The organism is Gordonia sp. LMA484 (assembly GCF_058129505.1).
Window position 1 is genome coordinate 6,124,620 of the sequence record NZ_CM176700.1, and the last position, 14,884, is coordinate 6,139,503.

The window sequence follows — 14,884 nt, forward strand, 5'->3', positions numbered from 1 at the left end:
CTCTCCGTGGGGATCTTTCGAGGTATGGCGGTCGGAACCGACCAACGACACGAGACCATCGTGTCGCGTCAGTTGGAATGTATGTAAAGGATTGCAGTAATGGCACAGGGAACTGTGAAGTGGTTCAACGCGGAAAAGGGCTTCGGCTTCATCGCACCTGATGAGGGGTCCGACGACGTGTTCGTCCACTACTCCGAAATCCAGGGCTCGGGATTCCGCACCCTCGAGGAGAACCAGCGGGTCGAGTTCGAGGTCGGCCAGGGAACCAAGGGCCCGCAGGCCACTGGCGTCCGCGCTGTCTAGGAGTCGCCTCCTGCAAGCTGCGAAGCAAGCTTGAGCGAAGTCGCTCCCGGTCACCGACATGGTGGCCGGGAGCGTCTTTTTCTCGGGGCGCGCACGGGCGCTGCGTGCAACCCCGATGGCACGAACACGCAGTAACCTCGGTGTGTGGGCCAGTTGTCGTTCTTCTCGGCGCAGATCGACCAACCTGCGTACGAGGATCTGGCGGGTCTGCTTGCCACGCATGGCCAGGCAGTCCGGTCGGAGTCGGGTACGCGGGTGTCAGTGGTCGTGCCCGATGAGTGGCGCGCACGCGCCCTCGTCGAGGAGATGACCGCTGCCGGCGCGACTGCCGAAGTGGTGATGTCCGACGAGGGCAATCCGATCGCCCGGACCGCCCCGTGTCACGAACTCGACGAGCTGCACCGCCGATGGTCGGCAGGCGCCGTCAAGGCGATGCCGGCCGGCTGGGTGCCGTCACCGCGGGCACTGCGGCTGTGGACCATCGCGGCCGGTGAACGTGAGTCAGACCGTTATCTGCTGGGCCTCGACGCGCACGCGCCCGACACCCATGCGTTGCTCGCGACCGCGTTGATGCGGGTGGGGGTCGCGCCTACGCTGGTCGGCACGCGGGGCCAGTCGCCGGCCCTACGGATCGCCGGCAAGCGCCGTCTGACGCATCTGCTCGAGTATGTCGGGGAACCGCCGACCGAACCGGGCGCGGCCGAGCAGTGGCCCGTGGTCGGTGACTCGATGCACTGACGGGCTCAACACATCTGAATTTCTTCGATACCCCTCTGACCTGCCAATTCTCGGTATCGGTGGCGCAATTTGTCACACTGGGGCTTTGATGGTGGGAATCCGAGTGTGCAGACGACGCTATATATAAGGTACAAACCTCATCGAGTGTCGTGCGGCTGACGAGGATCTCCTCGTCTCGCCCGACACCAGCAGCGAAAGCGAAGTAAGGACGCCCGGTGGCCGATACCAGCACCGCCGCTCCCGCGAACGGGAGCACGACCCGACGATTGGTCATCGTCGAGTCGCCGACCAAGGCCCGCAAGATCGCGGGTTACCTCGGCGCGAACTATGTCGTGGAGTCCTCGCGCGGCCACATCCGCGACCTTCCGCGCGGCGCCGCCGACGTCCCGGCGAAGTACAAGGGCGAATCGTGGGCCCGCCTCGGGGTGAACGTCGACGACAACTTCGAGCCGCTCTACGTGGTCTCCGCGGACAAGAAGTCCACGGTCACCGAACTCAAGTCGCTGATGCGCGACGTCGACGAGCTCTACCTCGCGACGGACGGTGACCGCGAGGGTGAGGCGATCGCCTGGCATCTGCTGGAGACGCTCAAGCCGAAGATCCCGGTCAAGCGGATGGTGTTCCACGAGATCACCGAACCGGCCATCCGGGCTGCTGCCGAGAACCCGCGTGACCTCGACATCGACCTCGTCGACGCCCAGGAGACGCGGCGCATCCTCGACCGGCTCTACGGCTACGAGGTGTCCCCGGTGCTGTGGAAGAAGGTCATGCCGAAGCTGTCGGCGGGCCGCGTCCAGTCGGTGGCCACCCGGATCATCGTCGACCGGGAGCGCGAGCGGATGGCCTTCGTCTCGGCGGAGTACTGGGACATCGCCGCGACCATGGATGTCGGGGCCGAATCCAGCTCGACGCCGCGGACCTTCTCGTCGCGACTCGTCTCGGTGGACGACGCCCGGGTGGCGACGGGCCGCGACTTCGACGCCCGCGGTGCGCTCAAGAAGTCTGACGGCGTGCTGGTCCTCGACGGCGCGCGCGCCACCAGCCTGGCGGCCGCCCTCGACGGCGCCGCCATGACCGTGACCTCGGTCGAGGAGAAGCCGTACACCCGGCGTCCCTACGCGCCGTTCATGACGTCGACGCTGCAGCAGGAAGCCGGCCGCAAGCTCCGGTTCTCCTCCGATCGCACCATGCGGATCGCGCAGCGTCTGTACGAGAACGGTTTCATCACCTACATGCGTACCGACTCGACATCGCTGTCGGAGTCGGCCATCAACGCCGCCCGCGCCCAGGCCCGCGAACTCTACGGGGACTCGTTCGTCCATCCGACGCCGCGTCAGTACAACCGCAAGGTGAAGAACGCGCAGGAGGCGCACGAGGCGATCCGGCCCGCCGGTGAGTCCTTCCGGACACCGGGGCAGGTGGCCAATCAGCTCGAGACCGACGAGTTCCGGCTCTACGAGCTGATCTGGCAGCGCACCGTCGCCTCTCAGATGGCCGACGCCAAGGGCACCACGATGAGCCTGCGGATCTCCGGTGCCGCGACGTCGGGCGAGCAGTGCACCTTCGCCGCGTCGGGCCGCACGATCACCTTCCCGGGCTTCCTGTCGGCCTATGTCGAGACCGTCGACGAGCAGACGGGCGGTCAGGCGGACGACGCCGAGAACCGCCTGCCGAACCTGACCGAGGGCCAGGCGCTGACCGCGACGGAGCTGGCCGCCGACGGGCACTCGACCAACCCGCCGGCCCGGTTCACCGAGGCGTCGCTGGTCAAGGTGCTCGAGGAACTTGGCATCGGCCGGCCGTCGACCTACGCGTCGATCATCGGGACCATCCAGGACCGCGGCTACGTGGTGAAGAAAGGCAATGCGCTGGTCCCGTCGTGGATCGCGTTCGCCGTCGTCGGGTTGCTCGAAGCGTATTTCGAGAATCTCGTCGACTACGACTTCACCGCCTCGCTGGAGGACGATCTCGACCAGATCGCGAGCGGCAACGAGAACCGCACCCGCTGGTTGACCGAGTTCTACTTCGGTGACGGTGCTCCGGACGGACAGCATGACGCCGCGATCGCCGGGTCGGACATCGCCAAGCACGGCGGTCTGAAGAAGCTCGTCGGCGTCAACCTCGAGGAGATCGACGCACGCGAGGTCAATTCGATCCGTCTGTTCGACGACGACGAGGGCCGACCGGTCTTCGTGCGGGTGGGCCGCTATGGGCCGTATCTGGAACGCAACGTCGCGGGTCCGGATGCCGACCCGGATCTGCAGCGGGCCAACCTGCCCGCCGACATCACGCCGGACGAGTTGACTCTCGCGGTCGCGGAGAAGTTGTTCGCGACGCCGCAGGAGGGGCGCTCACTCGGCCACGACCCGGTCACCGGCAACGAGATCGTCGCCAAGGAAGGCCGGTTCGGTCCCTACGTGACCGAGATCCTGCCGTCCGACGACGACGGCGAGGGCAACGGCAATGCGCCCGCGACGGTCCCGGCCGGCCCGACACCGCGCGACGGTGGCGGTTCCGGCGCGGACGTCGTGCAGCTCGACGACGCGCCGTCCGGCAACGGCGGAACCGCGACGAAGACCGCCAAGAAGGCGCCCGCGAAGAAGGCCGCCAAGAAGGCCGGGCCGAAGCCGCGCACCGGATCATTGTTCAAGACGATGGACATCTCGACGGTCACTCTCGACGATGCGCTCAAGCTGCTGTCGCTGCCGCGGGTCGTCGGGGTCGACCCGGAGTCGGGTGATGAGATCACCGCGCAGAACGGGCGGTACGGGCCCTACCTGAAGAAGGGCACCGATTCGCGGTCGCTGGCCAACGAGGAACAGCTCTTCGAGATCACTCTCGACGACGCGCTGAAGATCTACTCGGAACCGAAGCGTCGAGGCCGCCAGGCCGCCGCGCCGCCGTTGCGGGAGCTCGGCAACGACTCGGTCAGCGAGCAGCCGATGGTGATCAAGGACGGTCGGTTCGGGCCGTACGTGACCGACGGCGAGACCAACGCCAGCCTGCGCAAGGGCGACGAGGTCGCCTCGATCACGCCGGAACGGGCGATGGAGTTGCTGGCCGACCGGCGGGCACGCGGCCCGGCGAAGAAGCGGACGACCAAGAAGGCCGCCGCGAAGAAGGCGCCGGCCAAGAAGACGGCCGCCAAGAAAACCGCGGCCAAGAAGACGACGGCCAAGAAGACGACCGCGAAGAAGGCTGCCAAGAAGTCGGCGGACTGAACGGTCTCAGGCGCTTGATCGGATCGGTCGGTTTCACACTTGGTCGAATCCGGTCGGTTCTTCAGTACGTGCTCAAACCGCTCGCTTCTTGGTCGGCTCGATCGAATCGGTCGGTTCTTCATGTGCTTGATCGAATCGGTCGGTTTCGCGCGCCTGATCAAATCCGGTCCCTGAGGAACGAGGCGCCAGCCGAGTGTCACGAAGGGCGCCCTTCGTGACACCCCTCCGCTAGCGCTCCGGGGTTCCTCAGGGATCGGTGGTTTCGGTCTGCCGGCGCCCGGACGTGCTTGGGTGCGGTGGGGTTCGGTCTGCTGGCGCCCGGACGTGCTTGGGTGCGGTGGGTTTGGTCTGCCCGCGCTGCGGGATGTGCGACTCGTTCTTGACCCGCTCCCTGAGGAACGAGGCGCCAGCCGAGTGTCACGAAGGGCGTCAGGCGTCTGCCGGGACCGCGTAGGCGACGTGCACTCGCCCGATGGTGCCGTCGAACGCGAACGGCATCTTGTCCACGTAGGCGCGTGACACGGCGCCGCCGTAGGCACGCCCGATGTCGAGGCAGTCGTTGGCGCTGAACAGTAGCGGCGCGCTGATCGGAACGGTTCCCGACGCCGCCTCGGTGCCGTCGACCCGCAAGGTCACCGCGAGTGGCCCGCCCAGCCTCGGCTCGACGTAGGTGGTCTCGATCTCGATGGTGTGGTCGCCGGCGTCGAGAGGTTTCGGCACGGCGATCGTGGTGCGCTGCACGAGGAACAGGTTGTATTCGTAGGTCAGCACACCGTCGATCAGGAAACAGGTGAGTCCGCCGCCCGCGCCGCCGAGCTTGTACAGCACGCCGTTAGCGCGCTCGCCCATGCTGAGGTCGATCCGGACAGTGTTCGGTCGGTTGCCGAGGGCGGGAGCGCAGAACTCGGGTACACGGACCGTGTCGCCGGTCATCTCCCATTCCGAATACGGTGGGGCGATGCGCTGTTCGGGGTGCATCGTGACCACCCACAGGCCCCCGCCGATCGGGAGGACGTCGTTGCGGGCCGCCTCGATGGCGAACATCTCCTTGAGCTCGGCGAGTTTCTCTGGGTGCTGTTCGGCGAGGTCGTGGGCCTGACTCCAGTCCTCGTCGAGGTGATAGAGCTCCCACCGGTCCTGATCGGGCGTCCATGTCTTGATCCCGGGAGGAGCTCCGGGAACCCAGGGCAGTCGTGGGCCGATCGCCGACGCCATCCACCCGTCGGCGTAGATGGATCGGCTTCCCATGATCTCGAAGTACTGTGTCCGGCGACCTTCTGCGGCCGTCTTGTCGTCGATCGCGTAGGCGAAACTCGTGCCGTCGATCGGGTCCTGCGGGATGCCGTTGACGAGGTCGGGGTGCGAGATGCCGATGATCTCGTAGATCGTCGGCACGAGGTCGATGACATGGGTGAAATGGGTCCGCGGATCCGGGTCCGGGGTGATGCGATCCGGCCACTGGATGACCATCGGGTTGCGGGTGCCGCCGAGATGGGAAGCGAGCAGCTTCATGCCCTGGTACGGGGACGAGCCGGCCCACGCCCACGCGGCGTGGTACTGGTTGTCGGTAGCCGGGGAACCGAGGACGTCGAGGCCGCCGAGTTCGTCGAGCGCGGCGATGTGCTGGTCGACCGTGGTGGGGATCTGGTTCTGCGCGAGGAGTTCGCTGATCGTCCCGTTCTGGCCCTCACCTGATGATCCGTTGTCTCCCCAGATGTAGACGACGACGGTGTTGTCGGTGTAACCGAGCCGGTCAAGCTCGTCGAGCAGCCGGCCCGCCTGCACGTCGGCGTGTTCGCCGAAACCGGCAGCCACCTCCATCAGTCTGCGCTGGAACGGCTTCTGATGCTCGGGGATCTCGTCCCATCCGGCCAGGCTCTCCGGTCGGGCCGTGAGTTCGGCGTCCTGCGGCACCCAGCCGGCCGCCTTCGCGCCCTCGAGTGACCGCTCCCGGTACGCGTCCCACCCGTCGTCGAACTTGCCGGCGTACTTGTCCGCCCACTCCTTCATGATGTGGTGCGGCCCGTGCAGGCATCCGGTAGCCCAGTACATGAAGAATGGCTTGTCGGGCGCGAGCGCCTTGTGATCGCGCAGCCACCCGATGGCGTCGTCGGCGATGTCCTCGCTGAGGTGGTAGCCCTCCTCAGGTGTCTTGGGTGGAAGTACCGATGTGGTGTTGCGGACCAGGTTCGGTTCGTATTGGGATGCCTCTCCGGCGAGGAATCCGTAGAAGTACTCGAAGCCGACCCCGGTCGGCCAATTCTCATAGGGTCCGGCCTTCGTGGTCTCCTCGGCAGGGGTGTTGTGCCACTTGCCCCACGCCGCCGTCGCATATCCGTAGTTGCGGAGAACCTCGGCCATCGTCGCACTGCTCTTGGGAATGTGGCCGGAGTAGCCGTCCCAGTCGTTGGCGAGCTCGGCGATCTGACCGTTGCCGACCCGATGGTGGTTGCGGCCGGTGAGCAGCGATGCCCTCGTCGGCGAACACATCGCCGTCGTGTGGAAGCGGTTGAAACCGATCCCGTTCTCCCGGACACGATCGAGCGTCTCCGTCTGGATGGCGCCGCCGAACGTCGACGGGAGTGCCGGACCGGCGTCGTCGATGAGGATGACCAACACGTTGGGGGCGTCGTCGGGCAGGTGGCGCTCCGGGGGCAGCGGGCTGTAGGTGGACTCCTGCATGGTCCGCCCCGCGATGCTGCCCGACCGCTTCGGCGGGAACGGCAACATCCGCGTGGGCGGCAGCGGATTTCCGATCACCGATCGCGACTCGCTCATTGATCCTCGATCCCACTACCTGGGTTGCGTGAACGTTCCCGAGCGTATGACCTGTCGGCGCCGCTGCAGGCCGTGTCCGTGAGAATTCACGCGATCTGCACGTGCGTGACGCCCCGCAGGGTGCGGAATCCACCGATGTGGAATCGGCGGTGACACAGCGCCGGGCCCGGCTCAGGTTCCCATCGGTTCGAGCAAGGGCCGCGCCAGCAGTGTTTCGATGCCCCGGCCGCGCAGTTCGACGCCCTCCCCGATCTCCCAGTGCTCCGATTCGGCCTGCGATGCCAGGAACACGGCGCGAGCCGATCCGAGCACTCGCGTCGGCTCGTCCTTGGCGAGTTCGGTGAGGCGAGCGGCCTCGTTCACCGGGTCGCCGATCACGGTGTACTCGAGGCGCTCCTCGGCGCCGATGTGCCCGGCGATCGCCTTGCCGGCGGAGACCCCGATACCGATGTCGGTGTCACCGAGGGTGCGGTACAGCTCGGAACGGAGCTCGCGGGCCGAGGCCAGGGCGCACCCGGCGAAATCCTCGAGATCCAGCGGCGCCCCGAAGATCGCCAACGCCGCGTCACCCTGGAACTTGTTGACGAACCCGCCGTGGCGTCCGACGACGGCCACCACGACCCGAAAGAACTCGTTGAGCAGCTCGACCACCTCGCGCGGCGGACGGTTCACCGCCAGGCGCGTCGACCCGACGATGTCCACGAACAACACCCCGACGTAGCGTTCCTCGCCCCCGAGCTCGGTGCCGGTCTCGATGGCGCGGCGGGCGACGTCCTCGCCGACGTACCGGCCGAACAGGTTGCGCAGCTGCTGCCGCTCGCGCAGGTCGGCGACCATGTCGTTGAAACCGGCTTGCAGCAGGCCGAGGTCACTGCCGTCGTAGATCTTCACGGCGACATTCAGATCGCCGTCACTGACCTTGCTCTGGGCACGGCGCAGTTGCTTGATCGGGTCGTTGATCGCGGCCACGACCCGGACGATCGCGATCACGCTGAACGCCAGCGCCGCGCCCGACATCCACAGGATCGGACGTTGCAGACCGGCCGGATCGGTCTCGATCCAGCCGAGACGCTGCAAGGTGATCAAACCGATGATGACCGCCAACGGCGCGACGACGCTGACCACCCAGAACACGGCGATCCGGGTCGTGACGCTCGGCGCCACCGCGCCGTTCGGATCATTGGCCATTGCCGCCACGGTGATCGGCCGCAGCACCTTCTCGGCCTGCATGTAGGAGAGCACGCACGTCACCAGTGCTCCGATGCCACTGGCCATCGCCACGATGAACGCATTCCGGTGCGACACCGCGAAGTTGACCATCGTGAACAGCACACCGCCGACGACCCAGAGACCCAGGTTGACGACCGACAACACGTAGGGGAGTCGCAGTGCCCGACGCCGAGCCGAGTCGTTGTCCAGCCGGGTACGCCGTCGATGCCAGACGAGGACAGGCAGCGACAACTGGATGCTGAGGAACGCGCCGACCAGCATCGCGACGACCAGATAGATCGCGAAGATGGCCTGATTGAGCGCGGTGATCTCGTCCAGACTGATGGAATCCTGCAGCGGCATGCCGAACCGGAGGAAGGCGAACGTGAACAACGCGCCGACGACGTTTGCCCGCAGCATGTCCAGGGCAAGGATCGGCCACGGTGTGTGTATGAGCCATCGGGCCAGGTGCAGGCCCTTTGACCACCGAGACCGACGTTCAATCACGTAACAACGGTAGCCGCCTGCTTGCAGTTGTTAAACACGCACAGGTCCATCAGCGGTGTCTGAACTGCGCATTACGCTGGCGGTGTGACAAATGTCTTCGATCGTCTGACCGGGCAGGTCGCAGTGGCCGAGGAGCTCGCCTCGGCCGCCCGATCCGCCCGCGGTGTCGCCGCACGCCTCGACGAAGGCGCCGCCGGCGCGATCTCGATGTTCGCCGATGGTGCCGATTCCGATCTGCCGGGTGCCGTCGGCGACGTCTACGACGGTGCATCCCGGGCGGCGATGACCCATGCGTGGCTGTTCACCGGGCCGCCGGGCAGTGGGCGGTCGGTGGCCGCGACCTGCTTCGCGGCGGCGCTGCAGTGCCAGTCCGAGAACGAGGTGGGGTGCGGGGAATGTCGTGCCTGCGTCACGGTGATGGCGCAGACCCACGCCGACGTGCGACACGTGGTCCCGCAGGGACTGAGTCTGTCGGTGTTCGAGGCCCGTGACGTCGTGCAGGCCGCGGCGCGGCGGCCGGGGACCGGGCGGTGGCAGATCGTCATCGTCGAGGACGCCGACCGGCTCACCGAGCAGGCCGCGAACGCGCTGCTCAAGGCTGTCGAGGAACCTCCGTCGCGCACGGTGTTCCTGTTGTGTGCGCCGTCGGTCGATCCGGAGGACATCTCCGTCACCCTGCGATCTCGCTGCCGCCACATCGCGCTGGCCACCCCGTCGGTCGCGGACATCGAACGGGTGCTGGTGGCGCGCGACGGCATCGACCCCACACGAGCGGCCTGGGCGGCCGGGGTCTGCGGCGGTCACATCGGGCGTGCCAAGCGTCTGGCCACCGACGACGATGCCCGCGCCCAGCGGGAGAAGGCACTCGGTCTGGCCCGGGCGGCGACCCGTGATTCGACGGCCTATGCAGCCGCGGAAGCGTTGGTCCGGTCCGCCGAGGACGCGGCCAGGGCGATCAGCTCCGAACTCGACGAGTCCGAGACCGAAGAGATGAAGACCGCGTTGGGTGCCGGTGGCACCGGCAAGGGCACCGCCCGCCCCCCGCGCGGCACCGCCGGCGCGCTCAAGGAGTTGGAGAAGCGGCAGAAGTCGCGGGCCACTCGGGTCTCGCGCGATGTGCTCGACCGGGCGCTCGTCGATCTGGCCGCGTTGTTCCGCGATGCACTGGTGATCGCGGTCGGGGCGCAGGTGAGGCCGATGCACCCCGACAAGGCCGACGACATCGCCGTCCCGATGGCCGCGTACGCCACCCCGGAACAGTTGTTGCGCTGTGTGGAGGCTGTTCTGGAATGCCGCACCGCGCTCGACGTGAACGTGAAACCCAAGTTCGCCGTCGACGCGATGGTGGCGACCATCAACCTGGCGATGCGTGCGGCCTGACTGGAGACGCGATCTGGGGAAGCTCCACCGCTCGCTGAGAGCGAGGCGGTAGCCGAGTGTCACGAAGGGGCCCTTCGTGACGCATCCTCGCAGGCTCGGAGGCTCCTCAGGGAGCGGGGATTGGGCTGCGATCGGGTGAACCGTCTACTCGGTCCCTGAGGAACGAGGCGCTAGCCGAGTGTCACGAAGGGCGCCTTTCGTGACGCTCGCAGGCTCGGAGGCTCCTCAGGGATCGGGGGTGACGCTCGCAGGCTCGGAGGCTCCTCAGGGGGCGGGGGTGACGCTCGGAGGCTCCTCAGGGAGCGGGTTGACGCTCGCCGGCGCTGCGGGCATCCGCGAATCGGGGGAGTGTTGCCCGCGCTGGCGACCTACCCCGCTGATCGAGTAGCCCGGAGCGCCAGCGGAGGGCGTATCGAGATCTCCGCCAGGGGGTTTCGATACGCGACGCACTCCGTTCGCTGCTACTCGACCCGCGGGAACCGCGGCGCCCGCAGATCAGGTCAGCGGGCCGGTCGGCAGTTGCCGTCGCACCAGCTTTCCGGTGGGGTTGCGGGGCAGTTCGTCGAGGAACACCACGTCGCGCGGTACCTTGTAGCGGGCAAGATTCGACTTGACATGCGCCTTGATGTCGTCGACCTGGGGGTCGGCGCCGGGCTTGCGGACGATGAACGCGCGCAACCGGGTACCGAACTCGTCGTCATCGACACCGACGACGGCCACATCGGCGACGTCCGCGTGCTCGGCGAGCAGGTTCTCCACTTCCAGCGGATAGACGTTCTCGCCGCCCGACACGATCATGTCGTCGTCGCGGCCCTCGATGAACATCAGACCGTTCTCGTCGAAGCGGGCCATGTCACCGGTCGACATGTAGCCGTCGATGATCTGCTTGTTACGACCGTCGGTGTAGCCCTCGAAGGGCGCACCGTTCTTCACGAAGAGGCGTCCGCGCACGTTGGTGTCGGTGATCCGCTGGTCGTTCTCGTCGAAGAGCGCCAGGTGGCTGCTGACCGGGGCCCGGCCGACGGTGCCGGGGGCCTGGCGCAGTTCGTGCGGCTGCGCGATCGATGCGATGGCGACCTCGGTGGACCCGTACATGTTGTAGAGGACATCGCCGAACGCGTCCTGCACCGCCTCGGACAGCGTGGGGGACAGGGCCGAACCGGCGATGATGATGATCTTCAGCGAGGACAGGTCGTAACGCTTGATGATGTCGGGGCCGAGCGCCACCATCCGGTGCAGCATCGTCGGAACCGCGACGAGCACGTCGGCCCGGTTGTCGGCGATCGCGGCGAGCGTCTTCTCGGCGTCGAAACGGCGCATCACGACCGTCTTGTTCCCCAACGCCGTGCACACACCCCACAGGGCAAACCCGGTCGAGTGGAAGATCGGCGACACGATCACCGCCGCACCGTGTTGCGGGATGGGTACCCGATCGAGGAGCAGGGCGCTGGTGAACGGAGAGAACTTCCCGCGCTGGGCGCCCTTCGGCAGCCCGGTGGTGCCGCTGGTCAGGATGACCAGACCGCCGATCTCCTTCGGCTCGGGCGGTGAGCTGGTGTCGCCGGTCGCGACGATGTCGTCGAGGGTCTTGACCCCGTCGGGAATCGGGCGGTCGCCGTCGACCCAGGTCAGGTAGCGGGGGAGGTCGGCGGGCAGACCGTCGAGGAGGTCGATGAACTCCTCGTCGTAGAGCATCGCCTTCACGTTCTCGCGTTCGGCCACCTCGGCGAATTGTGTCTTGCCGAAGCCGGTGTTCATCATCGCGAGGCGGACCCCGGCCAGGCCCGAGGCGATCAGGACGGTCAGCAGGCCGCGATGGTCGCGGGCGAGCACCCCGACGACGTCGCCGGGTGTGAGACCCGAGGCGAGCAGCTCGTTCGCGAGCGCGTTGGAGTTGCGATGCAGTTCGGCGAAGGTGAGGGTTCCGCGTTCGTCGGTCAGGGCGGGCGCGTCGGGGTACTCCTCGGCGCCGTGCAGGATGATCGTCGCGGGCGCCCCGAGGGTCTTGCTCCGCTTGACAGAGGTGAGCAACTCGCGGGGCCGGCCGAAGTTCAGCGCCCCGGACCGCTGGAGAACGCGTACAGCCCCGACCGTGTCGGAGAGTGTTTGAAGATGATCGCGGATCGATGGCATTAGCGCCAAGACCTCCCTGCCGTGTCGCACATCACTGATACCGCAGCCACTCTATGCCATGTGACAATCGACGTGTTCAGAATAGCGGCGAGCTGCGAGCGAGCCATCGGCGCTCACCCGGCCGAGGCGGGCGCCGTCACCGATCATTGAAATGCGGTCAGTGATAATTAATCGGTAATGAGTCAGCAACACCCGGCTCCTAACGTCACCCTTCATGACTGCCGACACACGGCCGCCGGGTACCGGCATCGATGTCACCGATCTGACGAAGACCTTCACGACACGGTCGTTGCGCGGGGGCTCCAGCGTCACCGCGCTGGACAACATCTCCCTCGCCACCTCCGAGGGTGCATTCCTGTCGCTGCTGGGCCCGTCCGGATGCGGTAAGTCCACGGTGCTGCGGATTCTGGCCGGGCTGGAGGAGCCGACGTCGGGTACCGCACTGATGAACGGACAGTCGCCGGCGGAGCTGCAGCGCAATCACGAACTCGGCATCGCCTTCCAGGACTCGGCATTGCTGCCGTGGCGGTCGGTGGAGGCGAACATCAAGCTGCCGTTGCAGGTCGGACGGTTGCCGGTGGACGACGATCTCGTCGCCGATCTGATCGAGCTCGTCGGCCTCACCGGATTCGAGAAGAGCAAGCCCGCAACGCTGTCCGGCGGTATGCGTCAACGCGTCTCGATCGCCCGTGCGCTGGTGGTGAAGCCGACCACGCTGCTGCTCGACGAACCGTTCGGCGCACTCGACGACATGACCCGGCAGCGGCTCAACATCGAACTGCTGCGGATCTGGACCGAGAAGCCGGCCACCACCCTGATGGTGACCCACGGGATCGCCGAGGCGGTGTTCCTGTCCGACGTTGTCGCGGTGATGAGTCCCCGCCCGGGCCGGGTCATCGAGATGGTGACGATCGATCTGCCGCGGCCACGGGTGCCCGAGATGATGCGCACCCCCGAGTTCCACGCCATCCACGATCATCTGTCCGGACTGTTGTTCGGCGGGGGAACCGGCGGCGACGGTCGGCCGATGGCGGAGGCCACCAGTGGGTGAATCCGGTAAGCCGAACCGGTGGTACGCCGGGCTGATCGGACTCGCCGGATTGGTCCTGCTGTGGTGGATCGCGGGCGCGCTGCACTGGTTTCACGGCACGATCCCGACGCCCGGCGCGGTGCTCTCGACCATGGCCGACACCGGGGTGTCGTTCTACGTCCAGAACTTCTCGTCGACGGTCGAACTCGCGGCGCGCGGGTTCCTGTGGGGCAACGGTCTGGCCATCGCGCTGGCCGTCCTGGTGGTACTGATCCCGCCGGTCGAAGGACTCGCCACCCAGCTCGCGATCATCTCGTACTGCACACCCATCATCGCGGTCGCGCCGATCATCCAGGTCGCGTTCGCGCAGGTCCAGACGATGATCGTCTTCCTGGCCGCGATCTCGGTCTTCTTCACCACCATGATCGGGACACTCAGCGGGCTGCGCTCACCGCATCAGGGCAGCCTCGACCTCGTCAAGGTGTACGGCGGCGGTCGGCTGGCCCAACTGTGGCGCGTCCGGTCCGTGTCGGCGCTGCCCAACACCCTGGCCGCGGTGAAGATCGCCGCGCCCGCAGCCGTACTCGGTGCGGTGCTCGGCGAGTTCCTCGCCATGCCCGACCAGGGAGCCGGGCCGGCCATGATCGTCGCGCAGCAGCGCGGCGACATCCCCGAGGTGTGGGCGATCGCCCTGATCAGCGGTGCCATCGCGGGCGTCGCCTACGCGATCATCAGCGTGCTGGCGCGATTCGCGACACGGTGGTCGACGGGAATGGCGGTGCTGCGGTGACCGCAACCGGGCTGTGGAGCATCGCCCGATTCCTCGGGTCGCTGTTGTTGTCGTTCGTCCTGATCCTCGTGATCTGGTGGCTGTTCCTGCTTGCCTTCCCCGACATCGGTCCCATCATCGGTCGCACGCCGGTGGACGTGTTCGACTACCTGTTCACCGCGCCCGACGCGGCGCAGGCGCGCGCCGAGATCCTGGACAACCTCTGGATCACCTTGAAAGACGCGGCGATCGGGTTCGTCGTGGGTATGACGGCGGCGATCCTGACGGCGGCTGCGTTCGTCCTGTCGCGCCCCGCGGCACAGACGTTCATGCCGATCGCGATGCTCCTGCGGTCGGTGCCGCTGGTCGCGATGACACCGCTCATCACACTGATCGTCGGGCGCGGCGCGGCAGTCGTCGCGATCATGGGCGGCATCGTGGTGTTCTTCCCCGCGCTGGTGATGATCATGACCGGACTGGCCAACGCGCCGCGACAGATCAATGACGTGATCACCGTCTACGGCGGGAGTTCGGTCACCGCGCTGCGCATGGCCGCGATTCCGGCGGCGGTGCCGTCGCTGTTCAGCGCGGCGAAGGTGTCGGTGCCCGGGGCGTTGGTCGGCGCGACCGTCGCGGAATGGCTGGGTACCAACAAGGGGCTGGGGGCGACTCTGCAGCAAGCACTTCCGGCCGCCGCCTACGACGAATTGTGGGCATCTGTCCTCGTCATCACCGTGGCGTCGATCGTCATCTACGCGGTCGTCGGTGTGGCGGAGACGGTCGTTTTGACACGAATGGGTATGCAGCAGAACTGAT

At 67.0% G+C, this 14,884-nt stretch carries 10 protein-coding genes; 7 read left to right on the forward strand and 3 right to left on the reverse strand.

Going from position 1 to position 14,884, the window contains the following annotated elements; all coding sequences use genetic code 11:
- The first annotated feature begins 99 nt into the window (after window positions 1–99).
- From AC4AMJ_RS27280 to topA, 3 genes are all read left to right on the forward strand, one after another.
- The gene (locus AC4AMJ_RS27280) at window positions 100–303 is read left to right on the forward strand and encodes a cold-shock protein (RefSeq protein ID WP_004022110.1); all 204 of its coding nucleotides are present in this window, start codon (window positions 100–102) and stop codon (window positions 301–303) included.
- A gap of 144 nt (window positions 304–447) precedes the next feature.
- Complete coding sequence (locus AC4AMJ_RS27285) at window positions 448–1,041, forward strand: hypothetical protein (RefSeq protein ID WP_489897968.1); 594 nt, start codon at window positions 448–450, stop codon at window positions 1,039–1,041.
- Between the two features lie 215 nt (window positions 1,042–1,256).
- On the forward strand, window positions 1,257–4,262 hold the full coding sequence (gene topA, locus AC4AMJ_RS27290; protein ID WP_489916044.1) for a type I DNA topoisomerase: 3,006 nt from the start codon (window positions 1,257–1,259) through the stop codon (window positions 4,260–4,262).
- Window positions 4,263–4,691: 429 nt separating this feature from the next.
- On the opposite strand, the gene AC4AMJ_RS27295 is transcribed toward topA, so the two are convergent.
- Window positions 4,692–7,040: an arylsulfatase gene (locus tag AC4AMJ_RS27295; protein ID WP_489897966.1), complete on the reverse strand. Its 2,349-nt coding sequence runs from the start codon at window positions 7,038–7,040 to the stop codon at window positions 4,692–4,694.
- A 171-nt stretch (window positions 7,041–7,211) separates the two neighbouring features.
- On the reverse strand, window positions 7,212–8,669 hold the full coding sequence (locus AC4AMJ_RS27300) for an adenylate/guanylate cyclase domain-containing protein (protein ID WP_489900666.1): 1,458 nt from the start codon (window positions 8,667–8,669) through the stop codon (window positions 7,212–7,214).
- Window positions 8,670–8,840: 171 nt separating this feature from the next.
- Between AC4AMJ_RS27300 and AC4AMJ_RS27305 the strand changes: the two genes are divergently transcribed.
- A complete protein-coding gene (locus tag AC4AMJ_RS27305; protein ID WP_489916047.1) occupies window positions 8,841–10,136 on the forward strand; it encodes a DNA polymerase III subunit delta' in 1,296 nt (431 codons plus the stop codon).
- Between the two features lie 495 nt (window positions 10,137–10,631).
- On the opposite strand, the gene AC4AMJ_RS27310 is transcribed toward AC4AMJ_RS27305, so the two are convergent.
- A complete protein-coding gene (locus AC4AMJ_RS27310; protein WP_489916049.1) occupies window positions 10,632–12,269 on the reverse strand; it encodes an acyl-CoA synthetase in 1,638 nt (545 codons plus the stop codon).
- A gap of 214 nt (window positions 12,270–12,483) precedes the next feature.
- Here AC4AMJ_RS27310 and AC4AMJ_RS27315 point away from each other — a divergent pair, with 214 nt between their 5' ends.
- The 3 genes from AC4AMJ_RS27315 to AC4AMJ_RS27325 are packed head-to-tail and all read left to right on the forward strand — an operon-like array spanning window position 12,484 to window position 14,883.
- Window positions 12,484–13,320 (forward strand): ABC transporter ATP-binding protein, encoded by an 837-nt coding sequence (locus tag AC4AMJ_RS27315; protein ID WP_489897963.1) that lies wholly within the window; start codon window positions 12,484–12,486, stop codon window positions 13,318–13,320.
- The gene (locus AC4AMJ_RS27320) at window positions 13,313–14,089 is read left to right on the forward strand and encodes an ABC transporter permease (RefSeq protein WP_489916051.1); all 777 of its coding nucleotides are present in this window, start codon (window positions 13,313–13,315) and stop codon (window positions 14,087–14,089) included. The genes AC4AMJ_RS27315 and AC4AMJ_RS27320 overlap by 8 nt, the downstream gene beginning before the upstream one ends.
- Window positions 14,086–14,883, forward strand: coding sequence for an ABC transporter permease (locus tag AC4AMJ_RS27325; RefSeq protein ID WP_489897960.1), 798 nt, complete (start codon window positions 14,086–14,088; stop codon window positions 14,881–14,883). Before AC4AMJ_RS27320 ends, AC4AMJ_RS27325 begins: the two co-directional genes overlap by 4 nt.
- The last annotated feature ends 1 nt before the right edge of the window (window position 14,884 follow it).